The organism is Mesorhizobium sp. M1338 (genome assembly GCF_040318045.1).
In the GTDB taxonomy this organism is placed as follows: domain Bacteria; phylum Pseudomonadota; class Alphaproteobacteria; order Rhizobiales; family Rhizobiaceae; genus Mesorhizobium.
In genome coordinates, this window is the sequence record NZ_JAMYLL010000002.1 from 166,564 (window position 1) to 180,692 (window position 14,129).

The 14,129-nt window shown below is 65.3% G+C and carries 16 protein-coding genes; 8 read left to right on the forward strand and 8 right to left on the reverse strand.

Going from position 1 to position 14,129, the window contains the following annotated elements; all coding sequences use genetic code 11:
- Positions 1-35 precede the first annotated feature (35 nt).
- The 7 genes from NKH19_RS02755 to NKH19_RS02785 are packed head-to-tail and all read left to right on the forward strand — an operon-like array spanning position 36 to position 7,058.
- Positions 36-1,352 carry an ABC transporter substrate-binding protein gene (locus tag NKH19_RS02755; protein WP_352981707.1) on the forward strand — a complete coding sequence of 439 codons (1,317 nt, stop codon included), beginning with the start codon at positions 36-38 and terminating at the stop codon, positions 1,350-1,352.
- Between the two features lie 18 nt (positions 1,353-1,370).
- On the forward strand, positions 1,371-2,114 hold the full coding sequence (locus tag NKH19_RS02760; protein ID WP_352981869.1) for an ABC transporter ATP-binding protein: 744 nt from the start codon (positions 1,371-1,373) through the stop codon (positions 2,112-2,114).
- Positions 2,111-2,839 carry an ABC transporter ATP-binding protein gene (locus tag NKH19_RS02765; protein WP_352981708.1) on the forward strand — a complete coding sequence of 243 codons (729 nt, stop codon included), beginning with the start codon at positions 2,111-2,113 and terminating at the stop codon, positions 2,837-2,839. Before NKH19_RS02760 ends, NKH19_RS02765 begins: the two co-directional genes overlap by 4 nt.
- A complete protein-coding gene (locus NKH19_RS02770; protein WP_352981709.1) occupies positions 2,836-3,732 on the forward strand; it encodes a branched-chain amino acid ABC transporter permease in 897 nt (298 codons plus the stop codon). The genes NKH19_RS02765 and NKH19_RS02770 overlap by 4 nt, the downstream gene beginning before the upstream one ends.
- Entirely contained in the window at positions 3,729-4,784 is a 1,056-nt protein-coding gene (locus NKH19_RS02775) for a branched-chain amino acid ABC transporter permease (protein ID WP_352981710.1), read from the forward strand. Before NKH19_RS02770 ends, NKH19_RS02775 begins: the two co-directional genes overlap by 4 nt.
- Positions 4,785-4,786: 2 nt before the next feature.
- The gene (locus tag NKH19_RS02780; protein WP_352981870.1) at positions 4,787-5,572 is read left to right on the forward strand and encodes a coniferyl-alcohol dehydrogenase; all 786 of its coding nucleotides are present in this window, start codon (positions 4,787-4,789) and stop codon (positions 5,570-5,572) included.
- 40 nt (positions 5,573-5,612) lie between these two features.
- The gene (locus tag NKH19_RS02785; RefSeq protein WP_352981711.1) at positions 5,613-7,058 is read left to right on the forward strand and encodes an aldehyde dehydrogenase; all 1,446 of its coding nucleotides are present in this window, start codon (positions 5,613-5,615) and stop codon (positions 7,056-7,058) included.
- A 122-nt stretch (positions 7,059-7,180) separates the two neighbouring features.
- On the opposite strand, the gene NKH19_RS02790 is transcribed toward NKH19_RS02785, so the two are convergent.
- A complete protein-coding gene (locus tag NKH19_RS02790; protein WP_352981712.1) occupies positions 7,181-7,996 on the reverse strand; it encodes an aldose 1-epimerase in 816 nt (271 codons plus the stop codon).
- Between NKH19_RS02790 and NKH19_RS02795 the strand changes: the two genes are divergently transcribed.
- Entirely contained in the window at positions 7,986-8,171 is a 186-nt protein-coding gene (locus NKH19_RS02795; protein ID WP_352981713.1) for a hypothetical protein, read from the forward strand. The two genes, NKH19_RS02790 and NKH19_RS02795, sit on opposite strands and share 11 nt — an antisense overlap.
- Before the next feature lie 15 nt (positions 8,172-8,186).
- Here NKH19_RS02795 and NKH19_RS02800 read toward each other — a convergent pair whose 3' ends face one another.
- The 7 genes from NKH19_RS02800 to NKH19_RS02830 form a co-directional block, all read right to left on the reverse strand.
- A complete protein-coding gene (locus NKH19_RS02800; protein ID WP_352981714.1) occupies positions 8,187-9,590 on the reverse strand; it encodes an FAD-binding oxidoreductase in 1,404 nt (467 codons plus the stop codon).
- A gap of 147 nt (positions 9,591-9,737) precedes the next feature.
- Positions 9,738-10,997, reverse strand: a complete 1,260-nt coding sequence (locus NKH19_RS02805; RefSeq protein WP_352981715.1) for an ABC transporter substrate-binding protein — start codon at positions 10,995-10,997, stop codon at positions 9,738-9,740.
- 49 nt (positions 10,998-11,046) lie between these two features.
- Positions 11,047-11,475, reverse strand: a complete 429-nt coding sequence (locus tag NKH19_RS02810; RefSeq protein ID WP_352968101.1) for a DUF4440 domain-containing protein — start codon at positions 11,473-11,475, stop codon at positions 11,047-11,049.
- Positions 11,472-12,527, reverse strand: coding sequence for an aldo/keto reductase (locus NKH19_RS02815; protein WP_352981716.1), 1,056 nt, complete (start codon positions 12,525-12,527; stop codon positions 11,472-11,474). The genes NKH19_RS02810 and NKH19_RS02815 overlap by 4 nt, the downstream gene beginning before the upstream one ends.
- Positions 12,524-12,877, reverse strand: coding sequence for a TIGR04076 family protein (locus NKH19_RS02820; RefSeq protein WP_352875647.1), 354 nt, complete (start codon positions 12,875-12,877; stop codon positions 12,524-12,526). Before NKH19_RS02820 ends, NKH19_RS02815 begins: the two co-directional genes overlap by 4 nt.
- Before the next feature lies 1 nt (position 12,878).
- The gene (locus NKH19_RS02825) at positions 12,879-13,361 is read right to left on the reverse strand and encodes a DUF3830 family protein (RefSeq protein ID WP_352981717.1); all 483 of its coding nucleotides are present in this window, start codon (positions 13,359-13,361) and stop codon (positions 12,879-12,881) included.
- Positions 13,358-14,092 carry a GntR family transcriptional regulator gene (locus NKH19_RS02830; RefSeq protein WP_352981718.1) on the reverse strand — a complete coding sequence of 245 codons (735 nt, stop codon included), beginning with the start codon at positions 14,090-14,092 and terminating at the stop codon, positions 13,358-13,360. The genes NKH19_RS02825 and NKH19_RS02830 overlap by 4 nt, the downstream gene beginning before the upstream one ends.
- Positions 14,093-14,129 lie beyond the last annotated feature (37 nt).

Genomic DNA, 14,129 nt, shown 5'->3' on the forward strand with positions numbered 1-14,129 from the left:
ACTGTGACGACTGAGGAGCACAGAGGGAGGAACGTATGACTCACGCTATCGGCAGCAAATCCAGTATTCCAGGCATTTCCCGGCGCCAGTTCATCGCCACCTCGATCGCTGGCGGCGCAGCTCTCACGCTTGGCGGCCGCGGCGCCTTTGCCCAGGCCGGCGACACGCTCAAGGTCGGCTTCGTCAGCCCGCGCACCGGGCCGCTCGCCGGCTTCGGCCAGACCGACGGCTATGTGCTCGACCTGGCCCGCAAGGCGCTGGCCGGCGGCCTCGACATCGGCGGCAAGAAATACAGCGTCGAAATCCTCGACCAGGACACGCAATCGGATCCCTCCCGCGCGGGTCAGCTGGCCAAGGATCTGATCAACAACCAGGCCATCGACCTCATGCTGGCGGTGTCGACACCCGAGGTGATCAATCCGGTGGCCGATGCCTGCGAGGCCGCCGGCGTGCCGTGCCTGTCGACGGTCATGCCGTGGGAAGCCTGGTATTTCGGCCGTGGCGCCAAGCCCGATGCGCCCTCGCCGTTCAAGTGGACCTATCATTTCGGCTTCGGCGTCGGCGAGTTCTTCAAGGCCTATATCTCGCAATGGAACCTGATCGAGACCAACAAGAAGGTCGGCGTCATGTATCCCAACGATGCCGATGGCAATGCCATCCGCGCCCATTTGGCGCCGCTGCTGGCCAAGCAAGGTTTCACCATTGTCGATCCCGGCGCCTATGAGACCGGCACCACCGACTATTCCTCCCAGATCGCGCTGTTCAAGCAGGAAGGCGTCGAGATCTTCAACTCGTTCCCGATCCCGCCGGATTTCGCGGCGTTCTGGCGCCAGGCGGGACAGCAGGGCCTGACCAAGCAGATCAAGATCTGCCAGGTCGCCAAGACCGGGCTGTTCCCTTCCGACATCGAGGCGCTCGGCGATCTCGGCGTGAAGATTTCGAGCGCCGCTTACTGGCACAAGGCCTTCCCCTACAAGTCGCCGCTGACCGGCGTTTCAGGAACCGAGCTGGCCGACGGCTACGAGGCGGCCAGCGGCAAGCAGTGGACGCAGCAGCTCGGCGCCTCGATGTCCTTGCTCGACGCCGGCTTTGAAGCCCTGAAGGCAAGCACCGACGCCAAGGACAAGGCGGCGGTGGCCAAGGCGCTGAGCACGCTCAAGACCGAGACGATGGTCGGCAAGGTCGATTTCACCAGCGGGCCCGTGGCTAATGTCTCGCCCGGCCCGATCATCGGCACGCAATGGGTCGCCGCCAAGGAAGGAGCCAAGTTCCCGCTTGACTACGTCGTGACCGAGAATGCCACCGACCCCAACGTGCCTGTCGAAGCCAAACTTTTGCCTTACAACGGCTGATGGACCGCTGAGGATCGCCTGGTGACCCATCCGCAACAACAGGCGATCCTCGCTGCCGCCGGTATCCACAAGCGCTTCGGCGCGCTTGTGGTGCTGGATGCGGTCGACTTCACCATGGCCGCGGACGAGGCGGTCGGCATTGTCGGCCCGAACGGCGCCGGCAAGACCACTCTGCTCAGCGTGCTGGCCGGGGCCTTTCCACCAAGCTCGGGCACGGTCAGCTTCAAGGACAGCGACGTGACGCCGCTGACGGCGACGCAGCGCTGCCGGCTTGGCCTAGTGCGCACGCACCAGGTGCCGAAACCGTTCAGCGGCATGACCACCTTCGAGAATGTCTTCGTCGCCGCCTCGCATGGCGCGGGCCTCGGCCGCGACGAGGCCTATGAGGAAGCGCTCGGCTCGCTGAAACTGTGCGGCATGCTCGGTGTCGCCAACCGGCGTGCCGAAACGCTCGGGCTGCTCGACCGCAAGCGGCTGGAACTGGCGCGCGCGCTGGCGGCCAGACCGACGCTGCTTTTGCTGGACGAGATCGGCGGCGGACTGACCGACGGCGAAGCCGGCGAACTGGTCGACACGATCAAGGAATTGCGCCGGCGCAAGATCGGCATCGTCTGGATCGAGCACATCGTCCACATTCTCCTGCAGGTGGCCGAGCGGCTGATCTGCATGGACGCCGGCAGGATCATCGCCGACGGCGACCCGCAAACAGTGATGGCCGACCCCGAGGTCGTACGCGCCTATCTCGGCGGAGGCCCTAAATGAGCCTGCTTGCGGTCGAGAACCTGGTTGTCCGGCACGGCCTGCTGCAAGCGGTGCGCGGCGTCAGCTTCGGCATCGAACGCGGCGAGACGCTGGCACTGGTCGGCGCCAACGGCGCCGGCAAGACGACGCTGCTGAGGGCAATCGCCGGCGCCCACCAGCCGGCTGCCGGCCGCGTGCTGCTGGACGGCACCGACCTGACCGATGTGCCATCGCACAAACGCGTCGGCATGGGCATCGCACTGGTGCCGGAGGGGCGAAAACTGTTCGTGCGGATGACGGTCGAGGAAAACCTTCTGCTGGGCAAGACCGCCGGCCGGCCGGGCGACTGGAGCGTCGACAAGGTGCTGGAAATGTTTCCCAATCTGAAGCCACGCCGCCATGCCAAGACGGGCCACCTCTCTGGCGGCGAACAGCAGGCGACGGCGATCGGCCGCGCGCTGATGAGCAATCCCGACGTACTGCTGCTCGACGAGGTCTCGCTTGGCCTGTCGCCGCTGATCGTCGACCGCGTCTACTCCGCCCTACAAGGGCTGATCGCCTCCGGCACCACGATCATCCTCGTCGAGCAGGATCTCAATCGGGCGCTCGCGGTCTCCGACAGGGTCATCTGCATGCTCGAAGGGCGTGTCGCGCTGGAAGGGCCGAGCAAGGCGGTTTCGCGCGAGGAGGTGACGAAAGCCTATTTCGGCCTGCACCGGAAAAGCCCCGGGAGCGTTCCCGTATGAGCAACCAGATCATCCAGGGTATCCTTCTTGGCGGCTACTACGCGCTGATCGCCTGCGGCCTGTCGTTCATGTTTTCGGTGATGCGCATCATCAACCTCGCCCATGGGAGTCTTGCCGTATTTGCTGCCTATGCGCTGTGGTGGCTTGCCTCGCGGTTCCACATCTCGCCCTTTGTCGGCCTGCTCATCGTCCTGCCCTTGATGGCGGCGATCGGCTGGGCGCTGCAGCGCTTCCTGCTCGAGCGCAGCGCGCGCGGCGGCGCGCTGCTGCCGATCCTGACGACGTTTGGCCTCGCCATCGTCATCGACAATCTGCTGTTCGAGCAGTTCGGCGCCGATACCCGCTCGCTGGCGCCCTATATCGGCAGCCTGTCCTATGATTCCTGGGAATGGCCGGGCAGCATCTATGTCGGCAAGCTCGCCGTGATCATGTTTGCCACCGCCGTCATCCTGCTGGGCGGGCTGCAATTGTTCCTGACCCGCACAAGGCTTGGCCGCTCGATCCGCGCTACATCGGAGGACCCGGACACTGCCGGCCTGGTCGGCGTCGATGCACGCCGCGCCAATGCCATCGCCGCTGCCATCGCCATGGTCACGGTCGGCCTTGCCGGAGCGTTCCTTGGCATGCGCGCCACCTTCGATCCCTATGCCGGCGCGCCGCAATTGCTGTTCGCCTTCGAGGCCGCGGTGATCGGCGGCGCCGGTTCGCTGTGGGGAACGCTGATCGGCGGCATCGTGCTGGCGCTTGCCCAGACGCTCGGTGCGCAGGTGCATCCGCAAGGGTTTCTGATCGGCGGCCATGTCGCATTCCTGATCGTCCTGTTCGTGCGGCTCTCCACGTCGAGCCTCGGCCTGCGCGGCCTGTTACGCCTGCCATCCCGGAGCGCGTTATGAGCGCCGTCTCGGCCTCACCGGTCATCAAGCGCGGCACAGCGACGTCGCGGATCGCCGCGATTGCGGTCGCGCTGGTCATCGCGCTGCTAGCGATTGCACCACAGTTCCTGTCGAACGGCGCTGTCGACCGGATGACCGCGCTGTTCATCTATGTGATCCTGGCGGCTATGTGGAACGCGCTGGCCGGCTTCGGCGGCCTGGTCTCGGTCGGTCAGCAGGTGTTCTTCGGGCTCGGCGCCTATTTCGCCATCCGGCTCGCCGATGCCGGCCTCAACCCGTTCCTCGCGCTCTTCGCCTCTGGAATTGTCGTTGGCGCCGTCTCCTGGCCGCTCTCGCTGTTCATGCTGCGGCTGAGGAATGGCGAGTTCGCTATCGGCATGTGGGTGATCGCGGCGCTGACGCATCTTCTGGTCAATCTCGACCGGCTGGTGCAGGGCGAAACCGGCACATCGCTGATCTCGCTCAACGCCTACGACGCGGGTGCCAGGCGGGCAGCGATCTACTGGCTGGCGCTGGCCTCGATGACCGCCCTGCTCGCCATCCTGTTTGGCCTGCTGCGCGGCAGCACAGGTGCCGCCATCCGGGCGATCCGCGACAATGAGGATGCCGCCGCATCGGTCGGCGTGCGCGTCACCGGCACCAAGCGGCTGCTGTTCGTGCTTGCCGCCTTCGGCATCGGCATTGCCGGCGCGCTGTGGCTGGCGACCTCGATCACCTTCCAGCCGAAGACCTATTTCAACGTTCAGTGGACCGCCTACATGATTTTCATGGTGCTGGTCGGCGGCATCGGCACTTTCGAGGGCGCCATTTTAGGCGCGCTGCTGTTCTTCCTCATCGAGACCTGGTTCGGCGGCACCGGCGTCTGGTACCTGATCGGGCTTGGCGCCACCGCCGTGCTGTTCTCGCTTTTCCTGCCGCGCGGACTGTGGGGGACGATCGAGGAGCGCTTTGGGCTCCGCCTGCTGCCGGTCGGCTATCGCGTCAGGCTCTCAACCGATGGCGATGCGACGCCTGCGCCACAACAAGCCACGACACATCGGGAGAAGGCATGACCATGCTTTTCGGCAAGACGATCCTCATCACCGGCGTCGCCTCAGGCATCGGCGCGCGCACGGCGGAACTTGCCGGCCAGCTCGGCGCCGACGTGATCGGCGTCGATGTTCGAGAACCAGCCGCAGCGGTCGGCAGCTTCGTCAAGGCCGACATCTCGTCGAAGGCGGGCGTCGATGATCTCATCGCGCGTCTGCCGCAGCGCCTCGACGCGCTCTGCAATGTCGCCGGCCTCTCCGGCAACACTGGCGCGGCGTCGACGCTGGCCGTCAACTTCTTCGGGCTGCGGGCACTTTCGGAAGGCCTCGCGCCAAAAATCCGCGAGGGCGGTGCCATCGTCAACGTCGCCTCCATCGCCGGCTATGGCTGGCGCGCCAATCTCAATCGCGCCGCCTCGATGGTCGGCATCGAAGGCTTCCCTGATGTCGCCAAGGTCGTCGCCAACCACCAGGTGAAGAACGAGGAAGGCTATCCCGTTTCAAAGGAACTGCTCTTGCTGTGGACTTTCCGCGCCGCGCATCAGGATCTGTTCAAGAGCCGTGGCATCCGCGTCAATGCGGTGAGCCCGGGGCCTGTCGAAACGCCGATCCTGAAGCAGTTCCGCACCGTGCTCGGCGACGCCCGCGTCGACAGCGACATTGCAAGGGTCGGGCGCGCCGGCACATCGGGCGATATCGCCCCAGTGGTGCTGTTCCTGTGCTCGGACGGAGCGCGCTGGGTCAACGGCGCCAATGTGCCGGTCGATGGCGGCCTCGAAGCATCGATCAATGCCGAAGTGCTGGGCTTCTAAACCTCAATCAGCAGCTCCAATCGGAGCAGTGGAGACTCCAATGGATATCGGACTTCTGATCGACGGTGGCGAACGGGCAGCCTCGGGTGCGGCGTCCTACGAGCGCATGGACCCGTTCACCGGCAAACTGGCGACGCGTGCCGCGGCAGCGAGCATTGCCGATGCCAATGCCGCGGTCGAAGCCGCCGCGGCCGCCTTTCCGGCGTGGTCGAAAACCGGGCCCGGCGAGCGCCGCGCCTTGCTGTCGAAGGCTGCTGACGTCATGGCCTCCAAGGTCGGCGAGTTCACCCGGCTGATGATGGAAGAGACGGGAGCGACTGGTCCCTGGGCCGGATTCAACGTCATGCTGGCGGTCAACATGCTGCGTGAGGCGGCGGCGATGACGACGCAGATCTCGGGCGAGATCATTCCGTCCGACAAGCCGGGCACGCTGGCCATGGCGATCCGCCAGCCCGCCGGCGTGTGCCTCGGCATCGCGCCGTGGAACGCACCGGTCATACTCGGCACCCGCGCCATCGCGATGCCGATCGCCTGCGGCAACACCGTTGTGCTGAAAGCATCCGAAATGTGCCCCGGCACGCACCGGCTGATCGGCCAGGTGCTGGTCGAGGCCGGCCTGCCCAAGGGCGTCATCAATGTCGTCACCAACGATCCCAGGGATGCCGCCGGCATTGTCGAGGCGCTGGTCGCGCATCCCTCGGTCAAGCGTGTCAATTTCACCGGTTCGACCAAGGTAGGCAGGATCATCGCCGAACTCGCCGGCCGGCACCTGAAGCCGGCGCTGCTCGAACTCGGCGGCAAGGCACCGCTGCTGGTGCTGGACGATGCCGACATCGACGCCGCGGTCAACGCGGCCACCTTCGGCGCCTTCATGCATCAGGGTCAGATCTGCATGTCGACCGAGCGCCTGATCGTCGATGAGAAGGTCGCCGATGAATTCGTTTCCAAGCTGGCGGCCCGCGCCTCACAACTGCCGGCGGGTGACCCGCGCGGCCATGTCGTGCTGGGCTCGCTGATCAGCAGCCAGGCCGCCGACAAGATGGAGGAGTTGGTCGCCGACGCGGTCGGCAAAGGCGCCAAACTGGTGGCTGGCGGCAAGCGCACCGGCACCGTGGTCGAAGCGACGCTGCTCGACCACGTCACGCCGGCCATGCGCGTCTATTCGGAAGAGTCCTTCGGGCCGGTCAAGCCGGTGATCCGGGTCAAGAGCGAGGACGAAGCCGTGCGTGTCGCCAACGACACCGAGTACGGCCTGTCGTCAGCCGTGTTCAGCCGCGACATCAAGCGTGCCATGGCGGTTGCCGCGCGCATCGAGGCCGGCATCTGCCACATCAACGGTCCGACCGTCGGCGACGAGGCACAGATGCCGTTCGGCGGCGTCAAGGGTTCGGGCTATGGCCGCTTCGGCGGCAAGGCCTCGATCGCCGAATTCACCGATTTGCGCTGGGTGACGATCGAGGATCCGGGCCAGCACTACCCATTCTGATCCGGCCTCGCATTGGGCGGTTCGACATGGGCGATCAGACCGCCTGCGACGGCGTGAAGCGAACGCTTGCGGATCGCATCTGCCCGGGTGCCAGCACGATGCATCCGGTATCGATGCCCGCGTCACCCCTGCAGTTGAAGGCGTCGGTGATGTTGCTGACCGGCTCGGCGCAAAAGAACGGCTCGCCGGGCGGCGTAGAGGACGAGGAAATCGAGTGGGGCCTCGGCCTCGATGTCCAGCTGCCGCCCATGCTCCGGCCAGGAAATCCGAGCGTGGCGCGCCCATCCGGTGAAGACCGTGTCGAGGTCCGTCTCCGACACGCCGAAGCCCGTGGTCGGGTTGGAGCCAGCGGGAGGCAGGACGTGCCGGGTGGGCAGGATTTCCGCATCGGTCTCCCACATGCCGGACACCCGCGCCTGGACATGCGTCCACGGTGTCGACGGGAAATAGGGATGCAGCCCGAAGCCTGCCGGCATCGGCATGTCCGAGAGGTTGCGCAGCGAAAGGGCAATAACCAGCCCGCCATCGACCAGCGAGATCGCTTGCCTTGCTTCATAGCTCCACGGCCAGGAATCGGCGGCATGGCGATAGGATAGGACTGTGGTGCTGGCTTCGTGCCGCACGACCGTCCATGGCCGACGCCAGCCATGGCCATGCTCATGGTGCGGATCGTCGGAGCTGGTCGGCAGCTCGACGGTGCGGCCCGCGAATGCGAACCGGCCGCCCCTTATGCGATTGGAGTAGGGAACCAGCGGGAAGCAGGCCATGGCGCCGGCATCGCGGCTGTTGATCGCCGCCTGATCCGAGGGGCGCAGCCAGTCCACGACGGATCCTTTTTGCCGCCAGCGATAAAAATCTTTCAGCACAGCACGAACGTCAAGGGTCACGTCGGCGGCGCGATCCTGGCCTTCGCCCTGTCGTTCGACGATGATCACCATCCTGGTCACCGGCACCCAAAGCACATTGCCGGTCAGGCTGTGGGCGATGATGCGGCTTGGCTTCTCACCCGACATCAATGCGCTGGTGGCGCTGATCCTGATGTTCACCGTGCTGCTCTGCGTGCTTGCCGCCCGCTTTCTCATCCCCAGGCAAGTCGCGACGGAACGGACCTGAGTTACCGGGCAATCGTCATCGGGAGAAGGCGGTTGGGTTGAGGTCGAAGACCCGTCCCGGATTGAGGATGTTTCTGGGGTCGAGTGCTGCCTTCAGCCGCCGCATCGTGGCGATCTCGGCGTCACTTCGGACCAGATGCAGCCACTTCTTCTTGTCGAGACCGATACCATGTTCGGCCGAAACGCCGCCGCCGGCCGACGCGACGCCGCGATAGACGATCTCATATGCCGCCGCAGGATCGACCGTGCGGACCTGGTAGTGCAGATTGCCGTCGCCGAGATGGCCGAAGACATAGATATCGGCGTTGGGGTCGACGGCATGGATGGCGGCGTCCGCCGCTTGCAGGAACGCTCCCATGCGGGCCAGCGGGATGCTGATGTCGACGCCGATCAGACCCTTGATCGAGAACAGGATGCGATTGGCGTCTTCCCGCACGTCCCACAGCGCCCGGAATTCGCGCGGCGACTGCGAGACGACCACATCGTCGATGACACCGTCCTCGACCGCCTGCATCAACACCTCGGCGAAGCGCTCGCCGTCGCGCTCGGGCTCGCTGCCCTGGATTTCGGCCAGCACATAGACGGACGAGCCCACCGGCAGCGGCACCGGCATGGCCATGCTGGCGACCATGACGTCATAGAGCGGTGCGAAGTTGACTTCATAGGCGGACAGCAGTGGGCCGAGCTTTTGCCGCAGCAGGCCAAGCAGCGCGATCGCCGCATCGAGCGAGGAGAGCGCGCAGAAAGCGTTGACCTCGGACGCCGGTTTGGGATGCAGCCTGAGCGCGGCGCGCGTGACGACGCCGAGGGTTCCTTCCGAGCCGATGAAGAGCTGGCCGAGATCGTAGCCGGAATTGTCCTTGGGCAGGCCCTTGAGCGAAGTCAGCACGCTGCCATCGGCAAGCACGGCTTCCACGCCCAGAACCTGAGCGCGGTACATGCCATAACGCAGCACACGGATGCCGCCGGCATTGGTGGCGATGTTGCCGCCGATCGTCGCGGAGCCGCGCGCGCCGATATCGACGCCGAACATCAGCCCGGCGCCGTCGGCCGCCTCCTGCACCGCCTGCAGCGTCGCGCCCGCTTCGGCAACGATGCTGGCAGCCTGGCGATCCGGAACTGCGAGGCCGGTCATGCGCTCCAGCGACAGCACGACCTCGCTCGGCTGAACACGCGCGGCGCCCGCCAGGCTGGTGCGTCCGCCCTGCACCACAACCGGCTGGCCGAGATCGTTGCATGCGGCGAGTGCCGCCGCCACACCCTGGGTGTCGCGCGGGCGCAGCACCGCTTCGGGAAGCGTGCCGAGCTTGCCGTCGGGATCGTCGCGATAGCGCTGATCCACATCCGGGCCGGCGAGCACGCCGCCCGCACCCAGCCGGTCGCCGAGCGCAGATAGGAGCTGTTGGATTTCAGGCGACATCGGCCGATCCTATCCATGATCGCCTGCCGGTCAAACGCTCGCCCACGCAAAGCGACGTCGTCCGTATCCGTGGGTAATGCAGAACAGGACAATCGTCCGGTATCGATCACGATGAGGTCGTGATCGATACCGGAAAATAGGGTTGTCTTACTGAAGTTTCGCCTGCAGGGCGTTGACATCGTCGGTGGTCATTTCCCCGTCGGTCGTTACCTTGCCGTCGACGATCTTCCACAGCCGGAACGGGCCGGTGATGTCGCCATATTTGTCGAAGGCGACAGGGCCGATGACGCCTTCGTAGCGGATCGGCTTGCCGTCCTTGATCAGGCCGAGCGCCTTGGCGAACTCTTCCTTGCCTGCAAAGATCGGCGTGCCGGCCGGATCGACCGCCTTGTACATCGCGTCCTTGATCTTGGCCGGGTCCTCCGAGCCGGCAATGGCGATGGCAAGGCCAACGATGGCGCCCGCATCATAGGAACGGTCAGCCGCCGGATTGGACGGTTCGATGCCGGAGAATTCCTTGTAGTTCTTGGTGAAATACTCCGTCGAGGCGGTCGGGCTGGTGCCGGATGACGTGCCGTAAGCTTCCTTCAGATAATCGGCGCCTACCGACTCGATGAAGTCCGGGCTGTTCATGCCGTCATTGAGCAGGAACTTCTGCACGCCGCCTTGCGAAATCCAGGTGCGGGCAACCGTTGCGCCGTCGACCGGCGTGCTGACGAGATAGAGCCCGTCCGGTTCGCCTGCCATCGCCGCCGTGACTTCCGAGGCATAGCTCGACTGCTTCTCGTTGTAAGGCGTGTCGGAGACGATGGTGCCGCCGAGCGCTTTGTAGGCACGCGAGAATTCGGCCACCATGTTGACGCCGAAATCGTTGTTGACGTGGATGACCGACAGCTTCTTAAAACCCTTGTCGACGGCGTATTTGGCGGCGGCGACGCCCTGCAGCGCATCCGAGGTGATGGTGCGGAAGAAGATGCCGTTGGTCTTGCCATCGCGGCCGAGCGCCGTCAGCGTCGGCGAGGAGGACGCGGGCGACACCTGGACGATCTTGGCGGGTGCGGTCACAGAGGTCAGGATCGGGATCGACACCGACGAGATGATGCCGCCGATGATCACAGGCACTTTCTTGACCTGAACCAGCTGGGTGGCGGCGTCGACCGCGATGTTGCCCTGGCTCTGGCTGTCGCGCGTGTCGGTGACGAGATCGCAGCCGCGCACACCGCCGGCGTCGTTGATGTCGCGGAAGGCCATCTCGACCGACTTGGCGCCAGCCTGGCCGTATTCGCCGGCCGGGCCGGTCAGCTCCATGACGAGGCCGACGGTGATCTTGCAATCCGCGGCCTGTGCCGCACCCGCCATCGTCACGAGAGCAAGTGCCGTGGTGAGTTGAAGTATCGTCTTTGTCATTGTTGTTCCCCTTTCGTTACTCAACTGTATTTGATCTCTGGAGCCTGTTTCAGCGTTCCGGCACCTGCAGCCAGGTTTCATGCAGATGTCGCCATTCGACCCCGTTGGGCGCCGATGAACTGGTGGTGAAGACGGCACTCGACTGGCGGCGGCTGTGCTTGCCGCCGCGCAGCTGTGCCTCGACGTAAAGGACGACGATCGTGTCCGCGTCCTGCCAGCCGGGCCGGATGTCCTCGATCGAAATGGCAAAACCGTCGTCGCAAGAGGCGCGGCTTGAGCGGACATGGTCGACGATCGCTTCGCGATCGAGGACCTGCCCGTTCGGTGCCACCATGCTGAGGTCTTCGCCCATGGCGCGTTCGAAGCGGCCGAAGTCCACCGTGTTGGCTCGCGCGGCGACGAACCAGTCGACGAAGAAGCGATGCAGGTCGATGACCTCGGCGCTGGCGCGTGAAAACAGGGAGGGTTCGCCGCTCATTTCTTCCCCGCATTGAGGTTGTAGTGCATGATCGAGCCGTGGCGGCCGTGACGGTCGCGCTCCAGCGTGTAGACGTCTCCCTCGAGGCCGGTGCCTTGTGCGATGACGGTAGCAATCCGTGCCCGGTCATCGGCGTCGAGCGCAACGTCCATGATTTTCGCATTGGCCAGCGCATGCGCCTGGTTGCGGGCGCCGACGATGACAGCCGCCACTTGCGGCTGCTCCAGCACCCAGGCGCTGGCGATGGTGGCGATGTCAACGCCGTGGCGGTCGCCAACGGCCTTCAGCGCCTGAAGCAGGTGCTGGAATAGGTCCCAGCCGCCGAAATCGTCGATGATCAGCTTGTATTTGACCAGCGAACGGTTTTCGAGCGGCGTGGCGGGCTCGGCCGCACCGAGCCATTTGTCGCTGAGGAAGCCGCCGGCGACGGAGCCGTAGCAGAGGAAGCTGACGCCGTTCTGTTTTGCCAGTGCCGCCAGGCTGTTGCCCGGCCGCTGATCGAGCACAGAATATTGCAGTTGCTGGCTGACCAGCGGGATGCCGGCGGCGAGGATTTCGGCAAGCCGCGGCGTGTCGAAATTGGTGGTGCCGAGATTGCGCACCTTGCCTTCCAGCCGAAGCTCGTCGAGCCAGCCCATCGCCTCGACATAGCGGGGCTGGTCATAGTCCCACCAGTGGAACTGCACGAGATCGAGCCGCTCGGTCTTGAGCCGCCGCAGCGATTGGTCGACGATCCCCCTGATATAGTCTCGGCTGATGCTGGCCAGCCGTTCGAGGTCGGGCACCAGCTTGGTGTGCACCTTCATCCTGGCCGCGACGTCGAGGCCGCGCTCGCTGGCCAGCCGCAGGCGCGCCACGCCAATGAGCTCCTCGACACCGGTGTAGATGTCGGCGCAATCATAGGTCCAGATGCCGGCATCGAAGGTGGCGATCAGATCGGCAACTGCTTGGCCGCGGTCGATGGCGCCGTGGCCGCCGGCCAGCTGCCAGCCGCCGCGGATGACGCGCGAGATTGTATAGCCGGGGCCGAGTTCGAAGGACTTGGCGATCATGTCAGGTCATCCTCCTTCGGCAGCGGCACGGCCGTGGTCTCGGCATGGCTGAACCGCCGCTTGGCCACCCTGACGATCCGGAGCCGGCTGGCGCAATTGGGGTCGGGACAAGCGATCTCGGCGTCAGAGGTCATCCAGTCGTTCGCGTGGGTAGGGCGCTGCTTCGCCGCCAGCAGCGGCAGCACGGCGGCGAGCGAATAGATCGAAAATCCCTGCCCTGCCGGCATCGACAGCATCTCGCCCTTGAGCTCGAAATAGTCGCCGGCCTTGGCGCCGCAATAGATCGGTTTGCCCTCAGGAATGACCGCCTCGACGCGAAGGTCGAACAGCTCGAAACTGTCGTCGGCCATTTCAGGCCTCCACCAGGCTGAAGGTGACGTCGCAGGCGCCATTGCGCCGGATCACCCCACATGCGGCGGCGAACTGATCACGCTCTTCGGCGCGCACTTGCGCCACCACGCTGCCGGCGAGCCAGCCGATCGGAAACAGCAGCCGCGCGCCCTGCCCGTAGTAGAGGCCGATGTCGAAGATCGCGTTGGGGTTGCCGCCCCACATGCGCGGCGGCACATAGGACAACACGATGTCGCCGGGCTGCGGTGTCAGCGTGGCGTTCTCGGCCGGCAACGGCCTGGCATAGGCCTGGCCCTCGAGATCGGCCGCCGGAACCGGACAGGAGATTTCCGGCCCTGTCCACATCGCATGGATGCCAGGGACGACACGTGGCGTGCCGAGGTACGCCGAGAGGAAGGCGGCGTTCTCCGGCGCCTTCTCGGGCAGCAGGAGCGCAGTCACGGAAAGCTGCGAGCGCGGCTCGGTGATCCTGATGGAGGTCATGTCTGGTCTTTCGCGGCGACAGCCTGCAGCTTGCTGCGCAGGAAGGTGAAGGGTCGGCTGATGTCGGCGACCAGCGATTCACGCGCCGCCTGCGCATCCTGCGTGGACAGCGCCGTGACGATGCGGCGGTGATACTGGGCGGTGTCGACCTCGCCGGCTTCCGAGAAGGCGTAGATGGCGACACGGATGCAGGGGCCCGATTGCAGCCACAGGCTCTCGATCATCGGGATCAGCACGGCCGAGCCGCAGGAGCGGTAGATCTCGAAGTGAAAGCTCTGGTTGAGCGTCACTTCGCGATCGACGTCCTTCTTGTGTTTCAGCGCCCGCATCTCGTCCCATTCGCCGAGAATGGTTTCGATGGTGGCGATCTGGCGCGGACCCATGCGGGCGGCTGCCAGCGCGATCGCCTCGCCCTCGATCAGGATGCGGGCGCGCAAGAGATCGTCGAGGCGCTCCAGCGTGATCGGCGGCACGCGCACCGAGCGGTTGGGCAGCGCCTCCAGCGCCTTTTCCGTGATCAGCCGGCCGAGCGCCTCGCGCACCGGCATGGTCGAGGTGACCAGCGCATCGGCCAGGCCACGGATGGTCAGCACCTGGCTTGGTTCGAACAGGCCGCCAATCAGGGCACGGCGCAGTTCGGAATAGACACGATCCTGCACCGTTTCGCGGCCGACCGGCGCCAGTTGAGCCGCGATCGCCTCGTTGTTCTTTTCGGTGGCAGTCTTTTGCATGGAATCCCGTTTTTAGCCGGTTTTCGGCTTGCGGACG

Bases quoted from the DNA above. Each gene is read 5' to 3' on its own strand.
- NKH19_RS02755 (WP_352981707.1), top strand. From the start codon at position 36: ATGACTCACGCTATCGGCAGCAAATCCAGTATTCCAGGCATTTCCCGG.
- NKH19_RS02765 (WP_352981708.1), top strand. From the start codon at position 2,111: ATGAGCCTGCTTGCGGTCGAGAACCTGGTTGTCCGGCACGGCCTGCTG.
- NKH19_RS02770 (WP_352981709.1), top strand. From the start codon at position 2,836: ATGAGCAACCAGATCATCCAGGGTATCCTTCTTGGCGGCTACTACGCG.
- NKH19_RS02775 (WP_352981710.1), top strand. From the start codon at position 3,729: ATGAGCGCCGTCTCGGCCTCACCGGTCATCAAGCGCGGCACAGCGACG.
- NKH19_RS02780 (WP_352981870.1), top strand. From the start codon at position 4,787: ATGCTTTTCGGCAAGACGATCCTCATCACCGGCGTCGCCTCAGGCATC.
- NKH19_RS02785 (WP_352981711.1), top strand. From the start codon at position 5,613: ATGGATATCGGACTTCTGATCGACGGTGGCGAACGGGCAGCCTCGGGT.
- NKH19_RS02795 (WP_352981713.1), top strand. From the start codon at position 7,986: ATGATCACCATCCTGGTCACCGGCACCCAAAGCACATTGCCGGTCAGG.
- NKH19_RS02790 (WP_352981712.1), bottom strand. From the start codon at position 7,996: ATGGTGATCATCGTCGAACGACAGGGCGAAGGCCAGGATCGCGCCGCC.
- NKH19_RS02800 (WP_352981714.1), bottom strand. From the start codon at position 9,590: ATGTCGCCTGAAATCCAACAGCTCCTATCTGCGCTCGGCGACCGGCTG.
- NKH19_RS02805 (WP_352981715.1), bottom strand. From the start codon at position 10,997: ATGACAAAGACGATACTTCAACTCACCACGGCACTTGCTCTCGTGACG.
- NKH19_RS02810 (WP_352968101.1), bottom strand. From the start codon at position 11,475: ATGAGCGGCGAACCCTCCCTGTTTTCACGCGCCAGCGCCGAGGTCATC.
- NKH19_RS02815 (WP_352981716.1), bottom strand. From the start codon at position 12,527: ATGATCGCCAAGTCCTTCGAACTCGGCCCCGGCTATACAATCTCGCGC.
- NKH19_RS02820 (WP_352875647.1), bottom strand. From the start codon at position 12,877: ATGGCCGACGACAGTTTCGAGCTGTTCGACCTTCGCGTCGAGGCGGTC.
- NKH19_RS02825 (WP_352981717.1), bottom strand. From the start codon at position 13,361: ATGACCTCCATCAGGATCACCGAGCCGCGCTCGCAGCTTTCCGTGACT.
- NKH19_RS02830 (WP_352981718.1), bottom strand. From the start codon at position 14,092: ATGCAAAAGACTGCCACCGAAAAGAACAACGAGGCGATCGCGGCTCAA.